General features: G+C 55.7%; 24 protein-coding genes and 1 pseudogene. 20 read left to right on the top strand and 5 right to left on the bottom strand.

What is annotated here, in order from left to right; all coding sequences use genetic code 11:
• The 8 genes and pseudogenes from FHC51_RS12705 to FHC51_RS12735 form a co-directional block, all read left to right on the top strand.
• The coding region (locus FHC51_RS12705; RefSeq protein WP_220435694.1) for a DUF2590 family protein at positions 1-211 on the top strand (211 nt) is incomplete at its 5' end.
• Complete coding sequence (locus tag FHC51_RS12710) at positions 208-1392, top strand: baseplate J/gp47 family protein (protein ID WP_220435695.1); 1185 nt, start codon at positions 208-210, stop codon at positions 1390-1392. The genes FHC51_RS12705 and FHC51_RS12710, both read left to right, overlap by 4 nt.
• The gene (locus FHC51_RS12715; RefSeq protein WP_220435696.1) at positions 1385-2023 is read left to right on the top strand and encodes a phage tail protein; all 639 of its coding nucleotides are present in this window, start codon (positions 1385-1387) and stop codon (positions 2021-2023) included. Before FHC51_RS12710 ends, FHC51_RS12715 begins: the two co-directional genes overlap by 8 nt.
• 8 nt (positions 2024-2031) lie before the next feature.
• Positions 2032-2880 (top strand): annotated as a pseudogene (locus tag FHC51_RS22940) (phage tail protein); the annotation flags it as partial.
• A gap of 1458 nt (positions 2881-4338) precedes the next feature.
• Positions 4339-5172: a tail fiber domain-containing protein gene (locus tag FHC51_RS23240; RefSeq protein ID WP_375373822.1), complete on the top strand. Its 834-nt coding sequence runs from the start codon at positions 4339-4341 to the stop codon at positions 5170-5172.
• A gap of 2 nt (positions 5173-5174) precedes the next feature.
• Positions 5175-5891, top strand: a complete 717-nt coding sequence (locus FHC51_RS12725; RefSeq protein WP_220436688.1) for a hypothetical protein — start codon at positions 5175-5177, stop codon at positions 5889-5891.
• On the top strand, positions 5866-6411 hold the full coding sequence (locus FHC51_RS12730) for a hypothetical protein (protein ID WP_220435698.1): 546 nt from the start codon (positions 5866-5868) through the stop codon (positions 6409-6411). Before FHC51_RS12725 ends, FHC51_RS12730 begins: the two co-directional genes overlap by 26 nt.
• A gap of 3 nt (positions 6412-6414) precedes the next feature.
• Positions 6415-8112: a hypothetical protein gene (locus tag FHC51_RS12735; RefSeq protein ID WP_220435699.1), complete on the top strand. Its 1698-nt coding sequence runs from the start codon at positions 6415-6417 to the stop codon at positions 8110-8112.
• Between the two features lie 570 nt (positions 8113-8682).
• On the opposite strand, the gene FHC51_RS12740 is transcribed toward FHC51_RS12735, so the two are convergent.
• The 3 genes from FHC51_RS12740 to FHC51_RS12750 all read right to left on the bottom strand — a co-directional run bounded on the left by FHC51_RS12740 (position 8683) and on the right by FHC51_RS12750 (position 12098).
• Positions 8683-9594 carry an FRG domain-containing protein gene (locus FHC51_RS12740; protein ID WP_220435700.1) on the bottom strand — a complete coding sequence of 304 codons (912 nt, stop codon included), beginning with the start codon at positions 9592-9594 and terminating at the stop codon, positions 8683-8685.
• A 167-nt stretch (positions 9595-9761) separates the two neighbouring features.
• On the bottom strand, positions 9762-10148 hold the full coding sequence (locus FHC51_RS12745) for a hypothetical protein (protein WP_220435701.1): 387 nt from the start codon (positions 10146-10148) through the stop codon (positions 9762-9764).
• Between the two features lie 264 nt (positions 10149-10412).
• The gene (locus FHC51_RS12750) at positions 10413-12098 is read right to left on the bottom strand and encodes an aspartate:alanine antiporter (protein ID WP_103178853.1); all 1686 of its coding nucleotides are present in this window, start codon (positions 12096-12098) and stop codon (positions 10413-10415) included.
• A 273-nt stretch (positions 12099-12371) separates the two neighbouring features.
• On the opposite strand from FHC51_RS12750, the gene FHC51_RS12755 reads away from it, so the two are divergent.
• Positions 12372-12761: an inner membrane protein YbjM gene (locus FHC51_RS12755; RefSeq protein WP_103823440.1), complete on the top strand. Its 390-nt coding sequence runs from the start codon at positions 12372-12374 to the stop codon at positions 12759-12761.
• Between the two features lie 13 nt (positions 12762-12774).
• Here FHC51_RS12755 and FHC51_RS12760 read toward each other — a convergent pair whose 3' ends face one another.
• A complete protein-coding gene (locus FHC51_RS12760) occupies positions 12775-13044 on the bottom strand; it encodes a GrxA family glutaredoxin (RefSeq protein ID WP_103823439.1) in 270 nt (89 codons plus the stop codon).
• A 181-nt stretch (positions 13045-13225) separates the two neighbouring features.
• On the opposite strand from FHC51_RS12760, the gene nfsA reads away from it, so the two are divergent.
• The 11 genes from nfsA (at position 13226) to FHC51_RS12815 (ending at position 23981) form a co-directional block, all read left to right on the top strand.
• Complete coding sequence (nfsA, locus tag FHC51_RS12765) at positions 13226-13948, top strand: oxygen-insensitive NADPH nitroreductase (protein ID WP_103178856.1); 723 nt, start codon at positions 13226-13228, stop codon at positions 13946-13948.
• 72 nt (positions 13949-14020) lie between these two features.
• Complete coding sequence (rimK, locus tag FHC51_RS12770) at positions 14021-14923, top strand: 30S ribosomal protein S6--L-glutamate ligase (RefSeq protein ID WP_103823438.1); 903 nt, start codon at positions 14021-14023, stop codon at positions 14921-14923.
• Positions 14924-14984: 61 nt separating this feature from the next.
• Positions 14985-15461: a YbjN domain-containing protein gene (locus FHC51_RS12775; protein ID WP_103178858.1), complete on the top strand. Its 477-nt coding sequence runs from the start codon at positions 14985-14987 to the stop codon at positions 15459-15461.
• 349 nt (positions 15462-15810) lie between these two features.
• On the top strand, positions 15811-16923 hold the full coding sequence (gene potF, locus FHC51_RS12780) for a spermidine/putrescine ABC transporter substrate-binding protein PotF (RefSeq protein WP_103178859.1): 1113 nt from the start codon (positions 15811-15813) through the stop codon (positions 16921-16923).
• Between the two features lie 96 nt (positions 16924-17019).
• Complete coding sequence (potG, locus tag FHC51_RS12785; protein WP_220435702.1) at positions 17020-18153, top strand: putrescine ABC transporter ATP-binding subunit PotG; 1134 nt, start codon at positions 17020-17022, stop codon at positions 18151-18153.
• Positions 18154-18162: 9 nt separating this feature from the next.
• Positions 18163-19113 carry a putrescine ABC transporter permease PotH gene (gene potH, locus FHC51_RS12790; RefSeq protein WP_220435703.1) on the top strand — a complete coding sequence of 317 codons (951 nt, stop codon included), beginning with the start codon at positions 18163-18165 and terminating at the stop codon, positions 19111-19113.
• Positions 19110-19955, top strand: a complete 846-nt coding sequence (gene potI / locus FHC51_RS12795) for a putrescine ABC transporter permease PotI (protein WP_103178862.1) — start codon at positions 19110-19112, stop codon at positions 19953-19955. The genes potH and potI overlap by 4 nt, the downstream gene beginning before the upstream one ends.
• 59 nt (positions 19956-20014) lie before the next feature.
• Positions 20015-20503: a YbjO family protein gene (locus tag FHC51_RS12800; protein ID WP_103823434.1), complete on the top strand. Its 489-nt coding sequence runs from the start codon at positions 20015-20017 to the stop codon at positions 20501-20503.
• A gap of 40 nt (positions 20504-20543) precedes the next feature.
• Positions 20544-21671 carry a 23S rRNA (uracil(747)-C(5))-methyltransferase RlmC gene (gene rlmC, locus FHC51_RS12805; RefSeq protein ID WP_220435704.1) on the top strand — a complete coding sequence of 376 codons (1128 nt, stop codon included), beginning with the start codon at positions 20544-20546 and terminating at the stop codon, positions 21669-21671.
• Between the two features lie 166 nt (positions 21672-21837).
• Positions 21838-22530, top strand: a complete 693-nt coding sequence (locus tag FHC51_RS12810; protein ID WP_103823432.1) for a response regulator transcription factor — start codon at positions 21838-21840, stop codon at positions 22528-22530.
• Complete coding sequence (locus tag FHC51_RS12815; RefSeq protein WP_220435705.1) at positions 22527-23981, top strand: sensor histidine kinase KdpD; 1455 nt, start codon at positions 22527-22529, stop codon at positions 23979-23981. Before FHC51_RS12810 ends, FHC51_RS12815 begins: the two co-directional genes overlap by 4 nt.
• A 145-nt stretch (positions 23982-24126) precedes the next feature.
• Here FHC51_RS12815 and artJ read toward each other — a convergent pair whose 3' ends face one another.
• On the bottom strand, positions 24127-24858 hold the full coding sequence (gene artJ, locus FHC51_RS12820) for an arginine ABC transporter substrate-binding protein ArtJ (protein WP_103823610.1): 732 nt from the start codon (positions 24856-24858) through the stop codon (positions 24127-24129).
• Positions 24859-24984 lie beyond the last annotated feature (126 nt).

Genomic DNA, 24984 nt, shown 5'->3' on the forward strand with positions numbered 1-24984 from the left:
TACGCACCACGCCTTCAGTAGCGGAGCAGGAAGGACATCTGATGGAAATGGAAGCCACGCAAGCACCTTAAAATCACCATCATACACTAAATCAGTAAGTTGGCAGCATTACCCGGGAACGGTGGTGATCACAGAGGAAAGCGCGAAGCGCCTGTGGATCACCGCAGGCACATGGGATTTTGGTTCGGTATCGGTTAGGGCGGAATTATGACAACGAAGCCGGAAGTTGATTTTAACGAAGTGGTGAAAAAAAGCGGGATGCCGACCACGGCGGAGGAACTGCGCACGCAGTTCAACGCCATCGCGGCAGAAGAAGGGCTGATTACTAATACCTCCCGCATGTCGCCCTTCTGGCGGCTGATCACTGCCATCGTGACCACACCCGTTCTTTGGCTGAAAGACGCCCTGGTATCCACGGTGCTGGCGAATATGTTCGTGGCCACGGCATCCGGCCAGCTGCTGCGCCTGCTGGCATGGGCGGTGAACGTGACGCCGAAACCCGCCGTTGCCGCCCAGGGTGTTATTCGCTTTTACAAAACAGATGCGCGCGCGGTGGTCACGGTGAAAGCGGGAACGCTTATCCAGACTGAGCGCATTAACGGGGTGGTGTACGAGCTGGCGACCACGGCGGATTTCACCATCACCGCCGACACGGGCAGCGCACTGATCCCGGTAACTGCTTCCGCCACGGGCGGCGCCTGGAACCTTGCGCCGGGCTATTACCGTATTTTGCCTGTGGCCGTGGCGGGCATCAGCCGGGTGGTCAATGAGGATGACTGGCTGACCACACCGGGCGCGGATGAAGAGAGCGATGACGAGCTGCGCGAACGCTGCCGGAACCAGTTCAACCTGGTGGGTAATTACCACACCGATGCTGTTTACCGCTCAATGATTGCCAGCGTGGCCGGGCTGAGTATTGACCGCATTTATTTTGAGCATGACGCGCCGCGGGGGCCGGGTACGGCAAACGCTTATCTGTTGCTGGATACGGGCGTTATCTCGCAGCCGTTTATTGACGCGGTGAATGACCACATCACCGGGCAGGGCCACCACGGACATGGCGATGATATGCAGTGTTTTCCCCTGCCGGAAACCCTGCATCAGCTGAATGTGACCGTGTACGTTGAGAACCTGGCGAATCTGGCCGTGGATGAGTACACCGCCCTGCAATCCGGCGTTGAAAACCTGATCCGCAGCGCGTTCCGGGAAAACAGTGATTTTGATGTGAAGCGCACCTGGCCGTATGACCGGTTTTCATTTTCAAACCTCGGGCGGGAACTGCACAAAGCCTACGCTGTGATCGACTCCCTGGCATTTTCGCTGACCGATATCGTCAGCGATCTGAATGTCCCGCGCCTGTCCGATCTGACCGTGGAGCTGAAAGATGCCTGATTTTCTGAAAAAGCTGGCGTCACTGGCGCTGCCATTCTGGATGAATGACGGGGAGCCGAAAAAGCTGCTTGCCGCTGCCCGGCGATTCTGGGCGCAGGTGTATGGCTGGATTACATGGCCTGTTAACCAGTTTGATCCGCTGACCTGTAATGAGTCGCTGCTGAACCTGATGGCCTGGGATCGGGATATTTCCCGATTCAAGAATGAGCCGCTGAGCCTGTTTCGTAAGCGCGTGGCTTATGCCTTTGTGAATGCCCGTGATGCCGGGTCGGTTGCCGGGTTTATTGCCATTTTCGAGCGCCTCGGGATCGGTTATGTGGAACTGCTGGAACGCCAGCCCGGCATTGACTGGGACATCATCACCGTGCGCGTTTCAGACAGTCAGCTGGCGGCGAACTCAGAGCTGATGATCCAGATTATTCGCCAGTACGGGCGTACCTGCCGTCGTTACCAGTACGAGGTAATGACGGTTCTGAAACTGTTTATTAATGCCGGGTGGGATGAGGGGGAGCTGATTTGTTACAGCGCCCGCGAACCTGTGTCCGGCGCTGACCGGGAATACGGGGAATACATAACATTTCCCGCTGTATCACAAAACGAAAATAACGCCGTCTTTGGCGCAAAATTATAGGTGCTTTTATGAGTCAGACCGTTATCACCCAGGCCTTTGAGGCACTGAAAGCGCAGGAAGCAGCCAACGGCGGCGTGGTTACGCTTGATGAGTTCGTTTTTGCCAGCGTGCCGAACCTGAATATTACCGATCCCATTGACCGTTCCGAAGGCCTGCCACCTGCAGAACAAATCGTGCATCGCCAGGCCGTCAGCAAAACGGGCATGGTGAACAGCAACGCCGTGGTGTATTCAGTGGTGCTGGGCGCGGACGTGGGCGACTTCGAATTTAACTGGGTGGGTCTGCTCAATAAAGCCAGCGGCGTGGTGGCCATGATTGTGCACGCCCCGTCGCAGAAGAAAATTAAAACTGCCTCCGGCCAACAGGGCAACGTACTGACGCGCTCTTTCCTGATGGAATACAACGGGGCATCGACCCAGACGCAAATCACCACGCCTGCTGATACCTGGCAGATTGACTTTACAGCGCGTCTTAACGGTGTTGATGAGCGTGCGCGCATCGAAAATATTGATTTATATGGAGCAGCCTCTTTCCTGGGGGATGGCTTTAAGGTCAGTAAAAATGGCACAAAATACGCAGTAGAAAAGGGCACAGCTTATATTGCGGGTTTGCGTGCAGAATTGCTTTTTAATCAGGATATGACCGTCAGCAACGTCCCGTCAAAAATCTGGGTGGATGTGAGCTGGCAGGGAACAATGACCAGCGTATGGGCGGCGCAAACCAGGCTGACCGTTGCGGCAGAGCTGAATGATTACGTGGAAAATGACGCAGCCCACCATGTGTACGCTATTGCGGAAATTATGGCTGACGGCTCTGTGAAAGACCTGCGCCCGGTGGGCAGTGAAGCTGAACGAAAAACCCAGCCGCGCTCACCACTGCTTTCGGCTTTGTCGGGTATGGATACAAAAGCCGATACCATCCTTTATTTCACCGGGAAAGACCTTCCTGCGCTGACGCCACTGACTCAGTTTGTCCGGGGTATCCTGTCCAAAGATGACGTGGCAGGTGTGCTGGAGAGCATCGGCCTGGAAAAAGCACCTGGCAAATTGCTTGAGCTGGTGAGTATCAGTGATTATCTGGTTAACGGCGATGTGGCTGCTGCAATCATCAGCGCGCTGGCGGCGACCACAGGTACTGTGATCGTGCCGCCCGGTGACTTCACCGCCACGCCAACGCTTGCGCAGGTTCCGGCCGTGCTCAGGCTCCTGTCGCGCGCCGAATTGCGTGGGAAGCTGACGATCAAACTGCCAACAGGAAAAGCCACGCTTAGAGAGCCGGTTCTTGTGCAGGTGGCGGGCGGTGAAAATCTTTCACTTATTGGTCAGGACAGCATTGATGTAAACATCACGGGTCAGGTGAGTGTCAGCGGAAATGCTGGTAACTATCTGGTTACGCTTTCAGTGAACAGTACGGCAGGCATTGCTGTGGGGGATTACCTCCACACTAATCAGGCCAGCGGCACAGGTGCCTGCGATGTGCATCGTGGAGCGTGGCGCATTACCGCCATCGGTAGTGGAACCATCACGGTGCGTAACACCTGCTGGCTGGCTGCATTTCCGGCGAATACGATTTTTGGCAGTGGTAGCCGCGTTCTGAAATCAACGCTGCGCTTTGAAAACTGTGACGGACTTGTCGTCCCTGCTTCAGTAGTTGGGAATCTGGCCAACATCGCTCTGGAAGGTAACTCCGATGAATACTGGCTGGCACTGAGCGTGAGCAGTACGGAGAAAGGAACGCATGGCATTACCGTGGGTTCGAATACCGTAACCAGTAACGGCAAAGCCGACAGTGTCAATCCGCAGGGAATCAGCGGGGGGAGCGTGAGCTGTGGCAAATATGTCGGGATCAATGGCTTTGATCAGCAGGGAGTTGTTACAGAGCTGGGTGGCCGTGTATGGGGTGACTATCTTTGCTCCTGCAACAACAAACGCCGCGGTTTTTATGCCTCCACAGCGTCGGGAATCAGGGCAAAGCAGATTTCTGCGAACGGCAACTATCTTGATGGCGTTATTGCCGATCTGGGCGGTGATGTCTATGCGTCCAATATTTCCTGCGCAGTGGGTAATGGAGCCAGCGGCATCAGTGCCACTCAGAACGGGGTGATTGCGTTTGACACTGGCCGCTGCAGCTACAACAAGACGAACGGCGTCAACGGTGCTGCAGGTGGCTTCGCGCAGATGACAGGCGGCGTGATGACCGGGAACCTCGGATGCGGTGTCTTGCTGGTTTACGGAGCTATCGGGTATATCGACAACTCGGCCCTGGTTGGCAACGGAACTTATGGCATTGATCTGCAGGTGGGGGCGGTGTCCAGGATGAATACCTGCACCATCACAGCGAACGGCACAAATGGTATCCGTATCAGCCAGGGGTCAAAAGCGGTTTACACGGGCTCCAGTATCTCCGGCAATACCAGTTCAGACGTGAATATCCGGGAGGGTGGCATTGCTGTCAACGGGAATGACATTTACGGCGGTCCGGTTGTCGCAACAGAGTTGCGGCTGCTGAATTACAACACCGGGAAAAGTGCAAAGATTGCCACTACAACGGGCGGGGATGATCTGATCATCCTTCATGATACGGCGGGAAATGGGTCTTACACGGAGGCTTTCCATTTTCGCAGTGGTGACTCCGGGTTTTATGCTGGTTCTGATGCTTTTGCCAACGTCGGGCGTGCGGCTAACCGCTTCAATGTGGGGTTTTTTGCAGGTGGCACGCAATCAACCTCTGATGCACGGTTAAAAGATCCGGTTCGGGAGTTTACCCCGCAGGAACTGAACGCCGCCATGAAGCTGGCAAAAATGTTCGGGTTCTGGACATGGCTGGATGATGAGGCAAAACGACTTCATGCCGGAACAACAGTACAGGAAGTGCTGCGCGTGCTTGAAGAAGAGGGGCTGGACTGGCATCAGTATGGCTTTATTGGTTTTGACCAGTGGGGCGATGAATATAAGGCTGTGACCCGGGTCAATGAAGAAGGCGAACTGGTTGAAACTGGCGAATTGCAGCATGTGCGTCATGCTGGCTCCTTATGGCAACTTCGCGACCAGGATTTTGACCGTTTTGTAATGCGTGGTCTTTCCCAGCGCATCAGCAATCTGGAAGAGCGGCTGGAGGGTTACAAACCACTTATTCAGGAAGGGGCGTGATGATGTGGAAAAGAGCCACAATTGCGTTAAATCCTGATGTATCAGAGCTGGCGTGCTCAATCTCTGCCGCTCATCCGTGGGTTTACGGGCTGGGACAGAAAACGGAAAACGGCGTATACCTTAGCCCGGCAAACGCCGTGACCTGGCTTGCTGAAAAGATGGCCAGCCTGACGGATAACACAGAAGTGGTGATCCTCATGGTGACCGGGCAGACCCATGAAGAATTTATGGCAAATCTCGATCCGCTGACGGCTGTTTTCCCTGTGCCGGCTTTTACCCAGGTGTCGCGTCTGGCACGTTCGGCGGCGGAACTGGCCACGGTAAAAATGCAGATACCGGCGAAAGTCCCGAACGGCCTGCCATTAGCAGTTCCGCTTTCCGTACAGACAACGCGAATCATGAGCAGCGCGGCGGCAGTGGCCAGCGCAGCTGCACCCGGTTCGATGAGTCTTTCCGGCCTGAAAGCAAGCCTGGCAGATTTTATGGCGCAGCGTGCCGGGCTGCTGTCAGAAATTGCGGAGGCGGCGGGGGAGCTGGCGGGTAAGAGTGCCAGCGCCTGGGTGTTCACATCAACCGGAAGCGGTACCGGGATGGTGCGGGAACTGCTCACTGATATCCCGGCGGTGTCGTCAATCTACACCGCTGCCATCATGCTGACCGGTTCCGATCTCAGCAGCATCAGGGGGATGATCCATGACCGCGATCACACTGGCGCTTAACGGCGAATCCATCCGGCTTAAAAATATGCGGGTCACCGTTTCCCAGCAGTTCCCGGATAAAGACCAGTCGGGCGGTACATCGTCCACGGCCAAATCAGAAGAAGGCGCAAAAGGCAAGGAGCTGCGTGTGTCCGGTGAAATCCCGTTTAAGGATATTGCCATTCTTACGCGCCTGTTTCAGCTGGCCAACGCCACGGGATCAGGTGGCGCGCGCACCGTGTACCGGGTGGCAAATAACGTTGCCCGGGCAGTCAATCTGCGTGAAGCCTCGTTTTCCGGGACGATTGATGCACCACAGCAGGAAGGGCGCATGTCCTGGCTTGTCACGTTTACCCTGACCGAGTTCCTGAGCGTGGCAGAGAAAAAAGAAGCAGCTGCAACCTCCCGCGCAAACAGTAAAGCGCAGGGTGCTGGCGCTGGCACAGGTGATTCTGGAGCCGCAAGCGCGGGTGAATCAGACGAAAAAATGACGTGGTTTGAACGCAAGGTGCTGAAACCCGTAAACGATGCCCTGGAGTGATGAGTGAAACCAGTTAAACGCCTGTATTTGTCCACTGACGAAACCCATATAGCCGATGTGAATCTGGTGCTGGAGCTGAACAGCTGCGGCCGGGGCTTTATTACTGCCCAGACCGAGCAGAACTACACCGGGAAGATGGTGCGCCTTGATGTAGGCTATTCCGGTCAGCTGCTGCGCTGGTTTACCGGATACGTTGAGCGTGCGCAGCCCGCTGAAAAAGGGTTTATGCGTCTGTTTGTGCGGGAGCTGGCAGGCGTCTTTGACAGGGCGTGGCCATGTTCCTTTCAGCACCCGACGCTGCGCGACGTCGCTGCCTGGCTGACGGAAAACAGCGGCATCACTGTGTCCGTCCCTGATGCCAGCTACAGCAGGACGCCGATCCCGCATTTCACCCATTCAGGTACGGGCTTCCAGCTGCTGAGCAATCTGGGTAAAGCGTTCGGTATTAACGATTATGTCTGGTATCAGTTGCCTGACGGGTCGATGTACGCAGGCGGCGCAGAGGCGGCGCTGTTCGCCGGGCGTCCGGTTGAAATCCCCCACGAGTTCAGCCAGGGCGCAGCGGGCGGCAATACGATGACGCTGCCGCTGATCCAGTCCCTGCGCCCAGGTGTGGAGGTGAACGGCGAACGCCTGACACGGGTTGCGCTGACCAATGACACAATGGCGATCACCTGGACGCCGCGTAACAAAGCCACGGGGAAACCACTGCAAAAAACACCGATGCAGCGGCAGATTGAAAGCCATTACCCGGAGCTGGCCAGCGGCCTGCATGTGCCGAAGATGGCGCGGGTGGTCGCAGCCAGTGAGCCCGTTTCCAGCGGGAATTTTGCAGATCCCTATCGCCCACGTTATGCGGTGGATGTACAGCTGCTTGACGCAGACGGCAACCCGGACAGCACAACCCCGGTTTACTCTGCCGTGCCGCTGCCGGTTCCGATGGCCGGGAATGATTCGGGTATGTTTCAGTTTCCACCGGAAGGCACGCTGGTTGAAGTCGGTTTTACGGGCGGACGCCCGGATAAGCCGTTTGTACGCCAGACCATGCCGGAAGGGACGAGCCTGCCGGACGTGAAGCCGGGCGAGCAGCTGCAGCAGCAACGTGATGGTGTATCGCAGCGCGTTACCCAGGGCGGAGACTGGGAGCGGCAGACCGATCAGACTATCCGTGAAACGTCGATGGCGCGTACCGTTACCGCCGATACGGAAACCCGTGAACTGGTAACGCGGGAAACGACCATTAAGGCCACGGATAAAACAACGGTGATCGGCACGGCCACGCTGATGGCCGGAGTGATCCAGCGTATCAGCACGGGCGATTATGCGATGGCTGCAGGCGGGAACTATCTGGCCAGCATCAAAGGCGATGCTGAAATGGATGTTGAAGGCCGGCATTCCAGCAAGGTGGCCGGAAATATTGATATTGAGTCGGGCGGCGCGCTGACAGAGAAGATTGCTGCCCTGAGAAAGAGCGTGGCTGCAGGTCAGCAGATTATCGGCGATACGGTGCATATCGGCACCGGGAGCACCAACACCCTGACCATGCTGCTGGATACCATCGATCTGCTGGCAGAACTGGCGCAGCAGTGCGCCGGGCATACGCACCCGGGAACAGGTGCGCCAAACCAGGCCAGTGCCTTTACGGAAACGGCCAGCAAGGCAGGCGTAACGCGAGCAAAGTATGAACAGATAATTGCCTGAGTGAATGCACCTTTTGCCCGCCATTGCGCGGGCTTTTTTACGCCCTCTCACCAGACGCACCAGAACGCGCCCTGAGCGCATCAGCAGACAACCCACCCGCACGTAACACCCCAAAACGATCAAAGGCACGCTGTAGCGCTGGCGCAGCGGCGCAGCCACAAAATAAACGTGTCGCAGACAAAAACGGCACTACACCGCACCCGCCTGCGGTTTTTGGATCGCAGAAATTTTTCAGTTTTATTTTTCTACAAACCAGGCCGCCAGAGCGCGCCACCGCTGGCGGCTTCGCGGAGAACCAGAACTGAAAACATTGAAAAGAATTTCAGTTTTTTTCAGTTATAGATACCAGATAAAGATCGGGTAACATAATTAAGAATATGATTTTTATAGGTATTTATAGTATTTTGTCAGCGGGGGGAAGCATGTTTGGATCTTGGGCGATATTAACTCATTTAACAGAAAGCTAGACCGTGCAAGCTCCGCAAGCACTACAAGGCTTTTTAGAAACTGAAAAATAAAGTAACGATATAGGCCTTGTAGTGGTATGGATATGATAAAAATTAGGCTATCTTATAATCCAGTCAGTCTTGCATCAAGGAAATGCATTCTCTTTGCTTCATCAGCAACCCCTTTATAACCGGGGTATATTCTGGATGGGCCATAGCCAAAGTCTTTAAGATATTTTAAAGCCCTCCCGGCACAGCCTTTTTCAAGGGTTATACATTCGAAAAATTGTTCTTGTTTAAATTCATCGTCGATTGAATTGTAAATACGTTCATCTAATGGGCGTCTATCGACTTTGGCTTTATCCCTTACAGAAAGTGAGTCGGAAGAAAGAATAGTTTCAAAGTGCGTAAATAAACCCTGCTGGGCATTGAGGTTGGGATTGTCATAATAGGGTGGTGTAATAAACTTCAATAGTTTGAGTTCATTATTAAACATACTCATAAGTCTTACTTTTTCAGTGTCAAATTTCCAAATATGAATATCAGACTCAGCGGTTGCGTTTTCTAGTGCAAAATATATTGCTACAAATGGATCATGACTCCAGTCAAGAAATCTGGTTGGGATACCGTAGTGTTGGGCGAGTGCAGCAATTTCATGGAGGTCATCTGGAAGCCAAACACCATTATTGTTAGCTATGCTCAGTATCCATGAGTGGTCGATTTGGCCTTTTCTCAAAATATGAGAGACTGGTAATTTCAAACCACGCCGATCTGCAATTTTAAAAAATGAATTTATAATATTAATTTCAGCGTATAATTGCGTTTTAAGTTTATCTTTTTCTTCCGGACGGTCATGGTAAAAATGCAAAAGAGAATCTCTGTTTTCTGGTCTTAATACATTCGGGATAAGTTTGTAAGAAGTTTTTGAATGGCCTCGGTAAATGTAATTACCATGGTTTAAACCATAGTTATCCCACGGAAGGAAATAATTTAAAAAATTTTCAATGCTGGCGAAATATGTGTTTTTAATAAACATAAGAGCACCCATGTTAAAAATGTTAAATAAAGATATTAATTTTTGAGAACTATCAACTAAGAAGGTTCGGTTTGATGTCTTATTGTCATATCGGTTTCAACCTTAAGTTTCGTGGCTAAAGACAAAATAGGCGCTGAATTTTTTAGTTAACTATCTGTTTTTTTGATTTATTTTTTCGGCTTTGAATCCGATTCAGAAGTTTTCACAGATTCGACATCTGTTATTTTGATTGCATCGGCAGCTTGGATTAGTTTAAGAGCATCTTCAGTGGAAACTCCGCTTAAGCTAATAACCTTTCTGTCCGCGGCAACTTCGATCTTTATACTGCTTTTTCTTTGTAACATGTTCAAGACCTTCAATACCTGAGGTGCATACTTTTGTCCGCGCTCAAAAACTATACTGAGATAATCTTTGATGCTTGGGTTTGCCGAAAAGCACTGAACGTTTTTTGCTTCGAGGCCAACTTTTGAGCACTCATCAATAAAAAATTGTTTAATCTCTTCCGGTACATAGAAAGCTATTGAAGAGTACCTGGATTGATTTTGAGATGACACAATAATTTTCCCTTAGGTAAACAGCGCAAAAAGCTGTCGCCACTTTGTCGCCAATTGGCTTGATGAATGACTGTAACTTATTGGTTTCAAGGGGATAATATAGCAGGCAACAAAAAACCCATCAACCTTGAACCAAAACGGCGGGGTTGATGGGCTCCACAAATTGGGGACATCAAAGAAAAGCAGTGGCAATAGTTATGACTGACGTCTGGCAGAAAAGTTCTGCGCATAGCGAAAATTTTTTCGTCATTGCGCAAAAATTTTTTATCCCAGACCCGGCCAGATGATGATGATTAGCGTCCCCGCGAGGGTTAACAATACGTTAGCGATGGCATAGGTGCCCGCGTAGCCCAGCGCCGGAATGTTGCTGCGCGCGGTATCGCTGATGATTTCCATCGCCGGAGCGCAGGTACGCGCCCCCATCATGGCGCCAAACAGCATAGCGCGGTTCATGCGCAGCACGTAGGCACCGAACAGGAAACAGATCACCACCGGCACTAGGCTGACGATCAACCCGGCCACCAGCATCTGCCAGCCTACCGCGCCCAGGCTGTGGCCAATGCCGCTGCCTGCGCTTAAGCCGACGCCCGCCATGAACACCATCAGGCCAAACTCTTTCACCATGTTCAGCGCGCCCTGGGGGATATAGCCGAAGGTGGGATGGTTGGCGCGCAGGAAGCCGAGCATGATCCCGGCAAACAGCAGGCCGGCGGCGTTGCCGATGCCAAAGCTGAAATTGCTGAACTGGAAGGTGATCATCCCAATCATCAGGCCGACGATAAAGAAGGCGCAGAAGGCGAGCAGGTCGGTCACCTGGCTGTGAATGGAGATAAAGCCGATGCGGTCCGCAACGGTCTTCACGCGGCGCGTGTCGCCGCTCACCTGCAACACATCGCCCTTGTTCAGCACGATGTTGTCGTCGATAGGCATCTCAATCTGGCTGCGGATCACCCGGTTGAGGAAGCAGCCGTGGTCGGTCAGTTTAAGCTGTCCCAGGCGGCGGCCCACGGCGTTGTGGTTTTTCACCACGATCTCTTCGGTGACGATGCGCATGTCCAGCAGGTCGCGGTCGAACACCTCTTTGCCGTTACGGAAGCTGGGGTCGAGACGGGCGTGGGCGTCCGGGTAGCCGACCAGGGCGATATCGTCCCCCATCTGCAGTACCGCGTCGCCGTCCGGGTTCGCCAGAATGCCGTTACGGCGGATGCGTTCGATATAGCAGCCGGTCTGGCGATAAATGCCCAGCTCGCGCAGGTTTTTACCATCCGCCCAGGCCACTAGTTCCGGGCCGACACGGTAGGCGCGGATCACCGGGAGATAGACTTTGCGTTTGCTGTCCGTATCCAGACCGCGTTCGCGGGCGATTTGCTGGGCGCTGGTCTGCAGATCCTGATGCTGTAACTTCGGCAGATAGCGTGCGCCCACGATCAGGCTTACCAGACCAATCAGGTAGGTCAGAGCATAGCCAAGGCTGAGGTGATCCAGCGCCATAGAGAGCTGGGCGTTATCCAGCCCCAGATGGCGCAACGTATCCCCCGCGCCAACCAGCACCGGCGTGGAGGTCATCGAGCCGGCCAGCATGCCCGCCGTCAGGCCGATATCCCAGCCAAACAGTTTGCCTAAGCCTAACGCAATCAGCAGGGCACTGCCGACCATCACCAGCGCCAGCATCAGATAATTTTTACCGTCGCGGAAGAAAATTGAAAAAAAGTTAGGTCCGGCTTCAACACCTACACAAAAAATAAACAGCATAAAGCCCAGATTAAGGGCATCCGTGTTAATACTAAAATGTTGCTGGCCTAATAATAACGAGACGACTAAAACGCCAATAGAATTACCAAGTTGGATTGATCCGAGGCGTAATTTACCCAGGCACAGACCCAGCGCCAGTACCACAAATAATAGCAGGATGTAATTCCCGTTTAACAATTCTGCGACGTTTATGTTCACGAAGGATAACTTCTTGTTTACCAGTAAGTGGTTGAAGGGACAGATGATTTAGGCTACTGTTTTCCCGGTGTTGAGGAGCGCTGCGGCTCCCGGCCGCACACTATAATATATATCAAATAATAATACCAAACTATTACTTTATTTATAACAGACAGCAACATCTGCTCGTGATTGCGTAACGACGCGCCGTTCAGGCATGGAATGCCATATAAACCATCTGATTGTGCGTCCAGTGGACGAAAAATGAATTTGCCCACGCTGTAGGGGGACGATTTGAATATTAAACGTAACTGGTTTGGGGTGGCTTGCTGTTTTTTACTTTTTACTGGTGTATGCATCTGCCTGACGTTCAACGTAAGAGGGGCATTTATTGCCGCCGGGCGTCCTGAGCTGGGATTATTGTTCTTCACCTTGCCAGGTGCTGCCGCCAGTTTTGTCTCCCGTGGGGGAGAGGTCATCCGGCCGCTGGTCGGTGCGATGCTCGCTGCGCCCCTCTGTCTGGTAGTGATGCGTCTGGTCTTTATCCCGTCGCGCACCATCGTGCAGGAGATGGCATGGCTGTTAAGTGGGGTCTTCTGGTGTGCATTGGGGGCGCTGTTCTTTCTGTTCGTGCGCCGGGCGCTGGAGAATCGTCGGGCGAGAATAAAAACGCCCTCAGAGTGAGGGCGCGAAAGGCTTACTGGGCAGCAAACAGCCCGAGGTTCGCTTTGGCATAGGCTTCAAAATCGGTAAAGCCGCCAATGTGGTTCTGGTCGAGGAAGATCTGCGGTACGGTTTCAACCGGCTTACCGACGGTTTTTTCCAGATCGGCTTTGGTGATGCCTTCGGCATGAATGTCCACGTAGCGGTAGTTAAAATCATCACGCTCAGCGGTCAATTTTTCTGCCAGATCTTTTGCGCGCACACAGTAAGGGCAGCCTGGACGTCCAAAAATTACTGCAAACATGTTCTCTCTCCTGAAACTAAGCCTGACGGCGAATGACGCTATATTGCCGATAACTATCGGTAATGAAAAGCAGGTTCTGCCTGTTACATTGATATCTCCAGACTATGTTTCGCCAATTACAGCCGCCTTTTCTTTGCCTATACTGGCGATATTGTCATTAACGCCCGTACAGAGAGACCGCATGACGCCCGTAATTGATCTGCTTCGTTCCCACCGTTCCATTCGCCATTTTACCGATCAACCCATCAGCGATGCCCAGCGTGAGGCCATTCTTGCCGGTGCGCAGGGTACCTCCAGCTCCAGCTTCCTGCAGTGCAGCTCCATTATCCGCATCACCGATCCCGCGATGCGCGAACAGCTGGTGACCCTCACCGGCGGGCAGAAGCACGTGGCCGAGGCGGCGGAGTTCTGGGTCTTCTGCGCCGACTTCAACCGCCATCTGCAAATCTGCCCTGAGGCGCAGCTGGGCCTCGCCGAGCAGCTGCTGCTGGGCGTGGTGGATACCGCGATGCTGGCGCAGAACGCGATGACGGCGGCGGAGTCGCTGGGTCTGGGCGGGGTTTACATTGGCGGTATCCGCAACAGCATTGAGGCGGTGACCGAGCTGCTGCAGCTGCCGAAGCACGTCCTGCCGCTGTTTGGCCTCTGCCTCGGCTGGCCGGCGGATAACCCGGACGTCAAGCCGCGCCTGCCTGCGGCGATGGTGATGCATGAAAACCACTACCAGCCGGTCGATAAAGCGGTGCTGGCGCAGTACGACGAAGAGCTGGCGAACTACTACCTCAGCCGCGCGACCAATAACCGCCGCGACACCTGGAGCGACCATATCCGGCGCACCATCATCAAGGAAAACCGCCCGTTTATTCTCGACTATTTGCATAAACAGGGCTGGGCGACGCGATAAGGTCATTCATCCTGCGCCTCCCTGCGTGTATGATACGCAGGCTTTTACCAGATCATGTCTGAGAGGTGCAGGGTGAAAATTGCCATATTGTCCCGGGATGGAACGCTCTGGTCGTGTAAACGCCTGCGTGAAGCGGCGCAGCAGCGCGGCCATCTGGTGGAAATCCTCGATCCGCTGTCCTGCTATATGAATATCAGCCCGGCGGCATCTTCTATTCACTATAAAGGGCGCCAGCTGCCGCATTTTGACGCGGTAATTCCGCGCATTGGCTCAGCGATCACCTTTTATGGCACCGCCGCGCTGCGCCAGTTTGAGCTGCTCGGCAGTTATCCGCTGAATGAATCCGTGGCGATCACCCGGGCGCGTGACAAACTACGCTCCCTGCAACTGCTGGCCCGCCAGGGGATCGACCTGCCGATCACCGGTATTGCCCATTCGCCCGACGACACCCACGATCTGATCGAGATGGTCGGCGGCGCGCCATTGGTGGTTAAACTGGTTGAAGGCACCCAGGGCATTGGCGTGGTGCTGGCCGAAACCCGCCAGGCGGCAGAGAGCGTGGTGGATGCGTTTCGCGGCCTGAACGCGCACATTCTGGTGCAGGAGTACATTAAAGAGGCGAAAGGGCGCGATATTCGCTGCCTGGTGGTGGGCGATGAAGTGGTCGCCGCCATCGAGCGTCAGGCGAAAGAGGGCGATTTTCGCTCGAACCTGCATCGGGGCGGCGTGGCCCGGGTAGTGGAGATCACCCCACGCGAGCGGGAGATGGCCCTGCTGGCCGCCAGAACGCTGGGGCTGGACGTTGCCGGGGTCGATATCTTACGCGCCGACAGAGGGCCGCTGGTGATGGAAGTCAACGCCTCGCCAGGGCTGGAAGGCATTGAGAAAACCACCGGGATTGATATCGCCGGGAAGATGATCGGCTGGATTGAACGCCATGCCACGCCGGAGTTTTGCCTGAAAACGGGCGGATAACTGGCCTGCCGCGCCGTGTGGCCTGGGCCAGGCACTATTTTTTTGAAGGGGTTCCACCGTTATGGATTCACTTGTAGTACCGACACTTGATACGTTACGCCACTGGCTGGACAACATGGGCGTCAGCTTTTTTGAATGCGACACCTGCCAGGCGCTGCACCTGCCGCACATGCAAAACTTTGACGGCGTGTTCGATGCCAAGCTCGATCTGATCAATGACGTTATTCTTTTCTCTGCGCTGGCGGAGGTCAAACCCTCGGCGCTGCTGGCCTTAGCATCGGATTTGTCCGCCATCAATGCCAGTTCTTTGACGGTGAAAGCATTTCTCGATATACAGGATGATAATCTGCCAAAGCTGGTGGTTTGCCAGTCTTTATCCGCGTCCGTTGGGCTGACCTTCCCGCAGTTCGCGGCGTTTATCCAGCAGAGCGAAGAGCAGATCTCTATGGTAATGCTGGAAGCTAGCGCCCATCATTTGCTCTATAACGCTGAAGAGGGCGCTGAGCAGCCTGAATCTGCGGGCAATTTTCTGCACTAAACCTGTCTGACATTTAGGCAGTCGCTGTTGTGGCGGCTGCATAACACCCGCTTTTCTGCTGACTTTAACCTTTCTTTAAAGAATTATTCACCGCCATCCCGCCAATTCGGCTTATCACATAGATACTTCTTGCATAAAAAATTGTTAAAAGGCGTTTTTTAATCTGAGCTATAGCTACGGAGACAAGCTACAGTTTATTCTTGCGATGCTGTTAAACGCGAGCAGATACAGCCACCTGAGTAACATCTTCTGCGACAGGCAGAGTGATAAATTATGCACGTTTCTTGCATAGGCTAAGAGTGTTCATTTTTAGTGCGTTTGTTAACGTGCTTTCAGAAGGATTAACGCTATGATCGCTTTAAATAAAAAATGGTTATCGGGTCTGGTTGCGGGCGCGCTGATGGCGGTCTCTGCAGGCTCGCTGGCGGCAGAGCAAAAAACGCTGCATATCTACAACTGGTCTGATTATATCGCCCCGGATACGGTGGCGAATTTTGAAAAAGAGACCGGGATTAAAGTCGTCTATGACGTCTTCGATTCTAATGAAGTGCTGGAAGGCAAACTGATGGCGGGCAGCACCGGCTTTGACCTGGTCGTACCGTCAGCCAGCTTCCTGGAACGTCAGCTCTCTGCGGGCGTGTTCCAGCCGCTGGATAAAAGCAAACTGCCAGACTGGAAAAACCTCGACCCTGAGCTGCTGAAGCTTATCGCTAAACACGATCCGGACAACAAATACGCCATGCCGTACATGTGGGCCACCACCGGCATTGGCTATAACGTCGAGAAAGTGAAACAGGTGTTGGGTGCCGATGCGCCGGTAAACAGCTGGGATCTGGTGCTGAAGCCAGAGAACCTGGAAAAACTGAAAAGCTGCGGCGTGTCGTTCCTCGATGCGCCTGAAGAGATTTTTGCCACCGTCCTGAACTATCTCGGCAAAGATCCCAACAGCACCAAAGCGGATGATTACACCGGTCCGGCCACCGATCTGCTGCTGAAGCTGCGTCCAAATATCCGTTACTTCCACTCCTCCCAGTACATCAACGATCTGGCAAACGGCGATATCTGCGTAGCCATCGGTTGGGCAGGGGACGTGTGGCAGGCGGCGAACCGCGCGAAAGAGGCGAAAAACGGCGTGAATATTGCCTATTCGATTCCGAAAGAGGGGGCAATGGCCTTCTTTGACGTCTTCGCGATGCCAGCCGATGCGAAAAACAAAGAGGAAGCCTATCAGTTCCTGAACTATCTACTGCGTCCGGAAGTTATCGCCCACATTTCTGACCATGTCTTCTATGCCAACGGCAACAAAGAGGCCACGAAGCTTGTCAGCGCCGAAGTGCGTGATAACCCGGGGATCTACCCGCCGGCCGAGGTGCGCGCCAAGATGTTTACCCTGAGCGTGCAGGAGCCGAAAATTGACCGCGTCCGTACCCGTGCGTGGACGAAAGTGAAAAGCGGTAAATAACCGTTCGTCGTAGGCCGGGCAAGCGTAGCGCCCCCGGCAACAGGCGCACCGTTCTGGTGCGCCTGCACCATTTTGATTGATGCCGGAGAGCACCCCGTGAACGACGCGATCCCCCGCCCGCAGGCGAAAACCCGTAAAGCGCTGACCCCGCTGCTGGAAATCCGTAACCTGACCAAATCCTTTGATGGTCAGAATGCCGTGGATGATGTCAGCCTGACTATCTACAAAGGTGAAATTTTTGCTCTGCTTGGCGCATCTGGTTGCGGGAAATCGACCTTGCTGCGCATGCTCGCCGGGTTTGAACAGCCCAGCGCCGGGCAGATTATGCTGGATGGCGTTGACCTCTCCCGGGTGCCGCCTTATCAGCGTCCGATCAATATGATGTTCCAGTCTTATGCCCTGTTTCCGCACATGACCGTGGAGCAGAACATCGCCTTTGGCCTGAAGCAGGACAAACTGCCAAAAGCGGAAATCACCGCCCGCGTGGCCGAAATGCTGAGCCTGGTGCATATGCAGGAGTTTGCGAAGCGCAAGCCGCACCAGCTCTCCGGCGGCCAGCGTCAGCGCGTGGCCCTGGCCCGCAGCCTGGCGAAGCGGCCAAAGCTGCTGCTGCTCGATGAGCCGATGGGGGCGCTGGATAAAAAACTGCGCGACCGTATGCAGCTGGAGGTGGTGGATATTCTCGAGCGCGTGGGTGTGACCTGCGTGATGGTGACCCACGACCAGGAAGAGGCGATGACCATGGCCGGGCGTATCGCCATCATGAACCGCGGCAAGTTCGTGCAGATTGGCGAGCCGGAAGAGATTTACGAGCATCCGACCACCCGCTACAGCGCCGAATTTATCGGCTCCATGAACGTGTTTGAAGGGCTGCTGAAAAGCCGTGAAGAGGACGGGCTGGTGATTGACTCACCGGGGCTGATCCATCCCTTGAAAGTGGCGGCGGACAACTCGGTAGTGGATAACGTGCCGGTCTACGTGGCTCTGCGCCCGGAAAAAATCACCCTCTGCGAAGATGCGCCCGCGGATGGCTACAACTTTGCCGTGGGGGAAGTGGTGCATATCGCCTACCTCGGCGATCTCTCCATCTACCATGTCCGCCTGAAGAGCGGGCAGATGATCAGTGCGCAATTGCAGAACACCTTCCGCTACCGCAAGGGGTTACCGACCTGGGGTGACGAAGTGCGTCTGTGCTGGGAAGCCGATAGCTGCGTTGTGCTGACGGTATAAGGAAGGGCGATGAACAAACCTGAACCTGCGACCCGCGTAGCGGCGAGCATTGATACCAGCTGGCTGACCCGTATGCAGATGGCCCACGGCCGTAAGCTGGTGATCGCGCTGCCCTATCTGTGGCTGATCTTGCTCTTCCTGCTGCCGTTCCTGATTGTGTTTAAAATCAGTCTGGCAGAGATGGCGCGGGCGATCCCGCCCTACAGCGATCTGCTGGAGTGGGGAGACAGTCAGCTGTCGATCATGCTCAACCTGGGCAACTTCCTGCAGCTGACCGAGGATCCGCTCTATTTTGAGGCCTATCTGCAGTCGCTACAGGTCGCGGCTATCTCGACGATCTGCTGTCTGCTGCTGGCCTACCCGCTGGCCTGGGCGGTGGCGCACAGCAAGCCCTCGACGCGTAACATTTTGCTGCTGCTGGTGATTTTACCCTCGTGGACCTCATTCCTGATCCGCGTCTATGCCTGGATGGGGATCCTGAAAAACAATGGCGTGCTGAATAACGTTCTGCTCTGGCTCGGGGTTATCGACCAGCCGCTGACCATTCTGCACACCAATCTGGCGGTCTATATCGGCATTGTCTACGCCTATCTGCCGTTTATGGTGCTGCCTATCTACACCGCCCTGACGCGCATCGACTACTCGCTGGTGGAGGCGGCGCTGGATCTCGGTGCCCGCCCGATGAAAACCTTCTTCAGCGTGATTGTGCCACTGACCAAAGGCGGGATTATCGCCGGGTCGATGCTGGTGTTTATCCCGGCGGTGGGGGAGTTTGTGATCCCGGAACTGCTCGGCGGCCCGGACAGCATCATGATTGGCCGCGTGCTCTGGCAGGAGTTCTTTAATAACCGCGACTGGCCGGTGGCCTCGGCGGTGGCGATCGTGATGTTGCTGCTGCTGATCGTGCCGATCATGTGGTTCCACAAGTACCAGCAGAAACAGATGGGAGATCACGGATGAACAATTTACCGGTAGTGCGCTCTCCGTGGCGGATCCTGATCCTGGTCCTCGGCTTTACCTTCCTGTACGCGCCGATGCTGATGCTGGTGATCTACTCCTTTAACAGCTCCAAGCTGGTGACGGTGTGGGCGGGCTGGTCAACGCGCTGGTACGGCGAGCTGTTCCGCGACGAGGCGATGATGAGCGCCGTGGGCCTGAGCCTGACCATTGCCGCCTGCGCGGCGACGATGGCGGCCATTCTGGGCACGATTGCCGCGGTGGTGATGGTGCGCTTTGGTCGTTTTCGCGGGGCCAACGGCTTCGCCTTTATGATCACCGCCCCGCTGGTGATGCCCGATGTCATCACCGGCCTGTCGCTGCTGCTGCTGTTTGTCGCCATGGGGCACGCCATTGGCTGGCCATCGGATCGCGGCATGCTCACCATCTGGCTGGCCCACGTCACCTTCTGTACCGCCTATGTGGCGGTGGTCATCTCCTCGCGCTTGCGCGAGCTGGACCACTCCATTGAAGAGGCGGCGATGGATCTCGGGGCGACGCCGCTGAAGGTCTTCTTCATCATCACCCTGCCGATGATCATGCCGGCGGTGATCTCCGGCTGGCTGCTGGCCTTTACCCTCTCGCTCGACGACCTGGTGATCGCCAGCTTTGTCTCCGGCCCGGGGGCCACCACGTTGCCGATGCTGGTCTTCTCCAGCGTGCGCATGGGGGTCAACCCGGAGATCAACGCCCTGGCGACGCTGATTCTCGGCGTGGTCGGCATCATCGGGCTGATTGCCTGGTATCTGATGGCGCGGTCTGAAAAACAGCGTCAGCGCGATATCCAACGTGCAAGACGCGGCTGAAGCTCCTAAAATCTGCAAAGAAGCGAAATTAAGATGCCGCGTTATCGCGGCATCGTTTCATGGAAGACATCACGTTGGGATTTTTCACGAAAACAAGCCGTTCGCATGCCCGTCTGAACGTTCCTGCTCTGGTGCAGGTGGCGGCGCTCGCCATTATCATGATCCGCTGCCTTGATGTGTTTATGATTTTCAATACGCTGGGGATGCGCGGGCTGAGCGAGTTTGTTCACCGCAGCGTACAGACCTGGAGCCTGACGCTGGTCTTTTTCGCCAGCCTGATGCTGGTCTTTATCGAAATTTACTGCGCCTTTTCGCTGGTAAAAGGACGTAACTGGGCGCGGATTATCTACCTGCTGACCCAGATCACCGCCACCGGCTATCTGTGGGCCGCATCGCTGGGCTACGGCTATCCTGAGCTGTTCAGCATTCCCGGCGAGTCAAAGCGCGAGATTTTCCACACCCTGGTGATGCAAAAACTGCCCGACATCCTGGTGCTCGGCCTGCTGTTTGTCCCTGCGGCCAGCCGACGGTTTTTCCGTCTGCAATAACGTGTATAATCGCTGCCCCCAGACGTATTAAGGTTTCGTTATGCAGTGCGCACTCTATGATGCCGGTCGCTGTCGCTCCTGTCAGTGGATAGCGCAGCCGGTCTCTTCACAACTTTCCGCCAAAATGACCGATTTGCAGACGCTGCTCTCTGGCCTGCCGGTGGCGGAGTGGTGCGCGCCGGTCAGCGGGCCGGAACAGGCGTTTCGCAATAAAGCCAAAATGGTGGTCAGCGGCAGCGTCGAAAAACCGCTGCTCGGCATGCTGCACCGCGACGGCACCCCTGTCGATCTGACCGACTGCCCGCTCTATCCGGCCTCGTTCGCGCCGGTCTTTGCCGCCCTGAAACCCTTTATTGCCCGCGCGGGCCTGACGCCCTACAACGTGGAACGCAAGCGCGGCGAGTTAAAGTACATTCTGCTCACCGAAAGCCAGCTTGATGGTGGGATGATGCTGCGCTTTGTGCTGCGCTCAGAGGCCAAGCTGCCCCAGCTGCGCGCGGCGCTGCCGTGGCTACAGGAACAGCTGCCGCAGTTGAAGGTGATTACCGCCAATATTCAGCCAGTGCATATGGCGATCATGGAAGGGGAAGAGGAGATCTTCCTCACCGACGCTCAGGCGCTGGCAGAGCGTTTTAACGACGTGCCGCTGTGGATCCGCCCGAAAAGCTTCTTCCAGACCAACCCGACCGTGGCAAGCGAGCTGTACGCCACCGCACGCGACTGGGTGCGTGGTCTGCCGGTTAACCATATGTGGGATCTCTTCTGCGGCGTCGGCGGCTTTGGCCTGCACTGCGCCAACCCGCAGATGCAGCTGACCGGGATTGAGATCTCCGCCGAGGCGATCGCCTGCGCCACCCAGTCCGCCGCGGAACTGGGGCTGACGAATCTGCACTTCCAGGCGCTCGACTCGACGCAGTTCGCCACCGGCCAGGGCAACGTGCCGGAGCTGGTGCTGGTAAACCCGCCGCGTCGCGGGATCGGTAAGGCGCTGTGCGACTACCTGAGCCAGATGGCGCCAGAGTTTATTATCTACTCCAGCTGCAATGCGCAGACGATGGCAAAAGACATTCGCGACCTGCCCGGTTACCGGATTGCGCGGGTGCAGCTGTTCGATATGTTTCCGCATACTGCGCACTATGAAGTGCTGACGCTATTAGTTAAATCCTGAGGAACCGCCCGGCGGCGCTGCGCTTGCACGGGCCTACGGTTTCGTAGGCCGGGTAAGGCGCAGCCGCCACCCGGCAATCCCCCGCAGAATCTTAAACAAAATGTGAACGTTTCCCGCCCCGGAAATCGGGTAAGCTTTAGCTGTTAAGATTCAATAAGGCTGACCGATGAAGCATATCCTGCTGGTGGAGGACGACGGCGATATCGCCGCGTTACTGCGCCTCAATTTAGAAGACGAAGGTTACGTGATTACCCATGAAGCGGACGGGGGCAGGGCGCTGCAGCTGCTCGGGCAACCTCACTGGGACGCGGTGATCCTCGATCTGATGCTGCCCAACGTTGACGGGCTGACCCTCTGCCGGGCGATCCGCGCCCGGGACCACTACCTGCCGGTGATTATCATCAGCGCCCGCAGCAGCGAAACCGAGCGTATTCTGGGCCTGGAAACCGGGGCCGATGACTATCTGGCTAAACCCTTCTCGGTGCAGGAGCTGGTGGCGCGCATCCGGGCGCTGTTCCGCCGTCAGCAGGCGATGGGGCAGCAAACGTCCGGGCTGATTAACGCCCACGGCCTGACCATCGACCCGCTGGCCCGCAGCGTGCTGCTGCGCGGCGAGGTGGTTGACCTGACGCCGCGCGAGTTCGACTTACTCTACTTTTTCGCCCGCCATCCCGGCGAGGTCTTCTCCCGGCTCGCCCTGCTTGAACAGGTGTGGGGATACCAGCACGAAGGGTACGAGCACACCGTCAACACCCATATCAATCGTCTGCGGGTAAAAATTGAGAAAGATGCCGCCGAGCCGGAGATCATCCGCACCGTCTGGGGTAAAGGCTATCTGTTTGCGGAACGCCCGCTATGATCCGCCGTCTCACCCTGATCTTCATCCTCCTGCTGACGGGCTGTGCGGCGGTGGCCTGCGCGGTGCAGCTCTGGACCAGCATGCAGTACGGCAACGCCATGGTGCAGCGCCTTTCCGGCGGGCTGGCGCAGCACATCGCCCAGCGCGAAACCCTGCTGGATGCGCACGGGCAGGTCGATCGCTCCCGCCTCAAGCCGCTGTTCGACAGGCTGATGACTTACAACCCCAGCGTGGAGCTCTACATCCTCTCCCCGGACGGGCAGATCCTTGCCGATGCCGCGCCGCCGGGGCATATCAAACGCCAGCACCTCGCCGTGGCGCCGGTACAGCAGTTCCTGAGCGGCGGGATGATGCCGGTCTATGGCGACGATCCGCGCAGCCTGACGGGAGAGAAGGTTTTCAGCGCCGTGCCGCTGCATCAGGACGGCGTGTTGCGCGGCTATCTCTACATCATTTTGCAGGGTGAAGAGCTGAACGCCCTGGCGGAGCAGGCATGGCAGAAAACGCTCTGGAGCACGGTGCTCTGGTCCTTGCTGCTGGTGGCGATTTTCGGCGCGCTGGCGGGCGGCCTGGTCTGGTACTGGGTGACCCGGCCGGTGAAGCAGTTAACCGACGAGGTGAGCGGCCTGGATCGCGAAAGTATGCACGTCATCAAGCAGCTGGCCACCCAGCCCATACAGACTACGCCGTCTGATGAAGTGGCCCTGCTGCGTAATACCTTCATCGAACTGGCGCAGCAGATTGCCAGCCAGTGGGATCAGCTGGCCGACAGTGACCGGCAGCGCCGGGAGTTTATCGCCAATATCTCCCACGATCTGCGTACCCCGCTGACCGCGCTGCTGGGCTATCTGGAAACTTTGTCGCTGAAATCGGGCACGCTATCCGCAGAGGAGACGCAGCACTATCTCTCCATTGCCCTGCGTCAGGGGCATAAAGTGCGCCATCTGTCGCAGCAGCTGTTTGAGCTGGCGCGCCTTGAGCACGGCAGCATCAAGCCCCAGCGGGAGCGCTTTGCTATCGGGGAGCTCATCTCCGACGTGGCGCAAAAGTTTGACCTGGCGGTGGAGACGCGCAAGCTGCGGCTACATATCGACGTGCCGCGCCAGCTGCCGATGATCAATGCCGATCTGTCGATGATCGAGCGGGTGGTCACCAATCTGCTGGATAACGCCATCCGGCATACGCCGCCGGGCGGCGAGATCGGGTTGAAGGTGTGGCTGGAGGGCGAGCAGTTGCAGGTGGAAGTCAACGACAGCGGGCCGGGGGTAGATGAACACCTGCGTGACGATCTCTTTATGCGGCCTTCTGCGCTGAGTCAGCAGGCGTCGCGGGATAATCGCGGCGGGCTGGGGCTGTTGATCGTCAAAAGGATGCTGGAGCTGCACGGCGGGGGGATCAAGCTGATGGAGGCGGCGAAAGGGGCGCGTTTTCGCTTCTATGTGCCGTTATAAAAACGCCGGGTGGCGATAACGCTTACCCGGCCTACGGATGGTGCGGTCTGATGCCCGGTGGCGGCTACGCCTTACCGGGCCTACGCATGGTGCGGTTTGTGGTTTTGTAGGCCGGGTAAGCGCAGCGCCACCCGGCAAAACAGGCTTACTGCGGGAACCACTGGTCGCTGATTTTCTGATACGTGCCGTCAGCTTTAATCGCTTTCAGGGCGCCGTTCAGTTTCTCTACCAGGGCTTTGTTATCCGGACGAACCGCGATGCCCAGACCGGTGCCGAAGTACTGCGGGTCGGTCACTTTATCGGTAGCGGTACCCAGCTGCGGGTTGGTCTTCAGCCACTCGTTCACCACCGCCGTATCGCCAAACACGCCATCAATACGGCCATTTTTCAGGTCGATAATCGCATTCTGGTAGCTGTCATAAGCGACGGTTTTCACTTCCGGGTGCTTATCCTGGAGGTATTTCTGGTGCGTGGTGCCGTTTTCCATGCCGATGCGCTTGCCTTTCAGCTGCTCAAAGGAGGTGTACTGGCCTTTTTTGGCAATCACCACCGCGGAGTTGGCGTAGTACGGCTCGGTGAAGGCGACCTGCTTGCTACGCTCCGGAGTAATATCCATGCCGGAGATCACCGCGTCATATTTTTTAAATTTCAGGGACGGGATCAGGCTATCAAAAGCGTGGTTAGTAAAGGTGCACTCGGCCTGCATCTGCTTGCACAGCGCTTTCGCCAGATCGATATCAAACCCGACGATCTGGTTGCTGGCATCCAGTGATTCGAACGGTGGATAGGTCGCAGAAACACCGAAGTTGATCTTATCGGCAGCAGAGGCGCCTGCAGCGAAGGTAGCGAGTAAAGCGGCCAGAACTAACTTTTTCATGATGAAGCTCCCGTCTGTCAATCTTGTCATTATGTGCCGTGTCTGCGGCTGAGAGTTACAATGCCACTTAATGAATTTGTATGCAATAAAAATGATTAAATATTATTTTAGAAATAAAAAAGACGG

This window comes from Leclercia sp. EC_58 (assembly GCF_019584355.1).
Classification (GTDB): Bacteria; Pseudomonadota; Gammaproteobacteria; order Enterobacterales; family Enterobacteriaceae; genus Enterobacter.

Excerpts from the sequence above, each read along its gene's own strand:
- FHC51_RS12760 (WP_103823439.1), bottom strand. The coding sequence starts at position 13,044 with ATGTTTGCAGTAATTTTTGGACGTCCAGGCTGCCCTTACTGTGTGCGC.
- potI (WP_103178862.1), top strand. The coding sequence starts at position 19,110 with ATGAACAATTTACCGGTAGTGCGCTCTCCGTGGCGGATCCTGATCCTG.
- FHC51_RS12730 (WP_220435698.1), top strand. The coding sequence starts at position 5,866 with ATGACCGCGATCACACTGGCGCTTAACGGCGAATCCATCCGGCTTAAA.
- FHC51_RS12815 (WP_220435705.1), top strand. The coding sequence starts at position 22,527 with ATGATCCGCCGTCTCACCCTGATCTTCATCCTCCTGCTGACGGGCTGT.
- potH (WP_220435703.1), top strand. The coding sequence starts at position 18,163 with ATGAACAAACCTGAACCTGCGACCCGCGTAGCGGCGAGCATTGATACC.
- FHC51_RS23240 (WP_375373822.1), top strand. The coding sequence starts at position 4,339 with ATGAATACCTGCACCATCACAGCGAACGGCACAAATGGTATCCGTATC.
- FHC51_RS12715 (WP_220435696.1), top strand. The coding sequence starts at position 1,385 with ATGCCTGATTTTCTGAAAAAGCTGGCGTCACTGGCGCTGCCATTCTGG.
- FHC51_RS12740 (WP_220435700.1), bottom strand. The coding sequence starts at position 9,594 with ATGTTTATTAAAAACACATATTTCGCCAGCATTGAAAATTTTTTAAAT.
- FHC51_RS12775 (WP_103178858.1), top strand. The coding sequence starts at position 14,985 with ATGGATTCACTTGTAGTACCGACACTTGATACGTTACGCCACTGGCTG.
- rlmC (WP_220435704.1), top strand. The coding sequence starts at position 20,544 with ATGCAGTGCGCACTCTATGATGCCGGTCGCTGTCGCTCCTGTCAGTGG.
- FHC51_RS12810 (WP_103823432.1), top strand. The coding sequence starts at position 21,838 with ATGAAGCATATCCTGCTGGTGGAGGACGACGGCGATATCGCCGCGTTA.
- FHC51_RS12725 (WP_220436688.1), top strand. The coding sequence starts at position 5,175 with ATGTGGAAAAGAGCCACAATTGCGTTAAATCCTGATGTATCAGAGCTG.
- FHC51_RS12800 (WP_103823434.1), top strand. The coding sequence starts at position 20,015 with ATGGAAGACATCACGTTGGGATTTTTCACGAAAACAAGCCGTTCGCAT.
- potF (WP_103178859.1), top strand. The coding sequence starts at position 15,811 with ATGATCGCTTTAAATAAAAAATGGTTATCGGGTCTGGTTGCGGGCGCG.
- nfsA (WP_103178856.1), top strand. The coding sequence starts at position 13,226 with ATGACGCCCGTAATTGATCTGCTTCGTTCCCACCGTTCCATTCGCCAT.
- artJ (WP_103823610.1), bottom strand. The coding sequence starts at position 24,858 with ATGAAAAAGTTAGTTCTGGCCGCTTTACTCGCTACCTTCGCTGCAGGC.
- FHC51_RS12710 (WP_220435695.1), top strand. The coding sequence starts at position 208 with ATGACAACGAAGCCGGAAGTTGATTTTAACGAAGTGGTGAAAAAAAGC.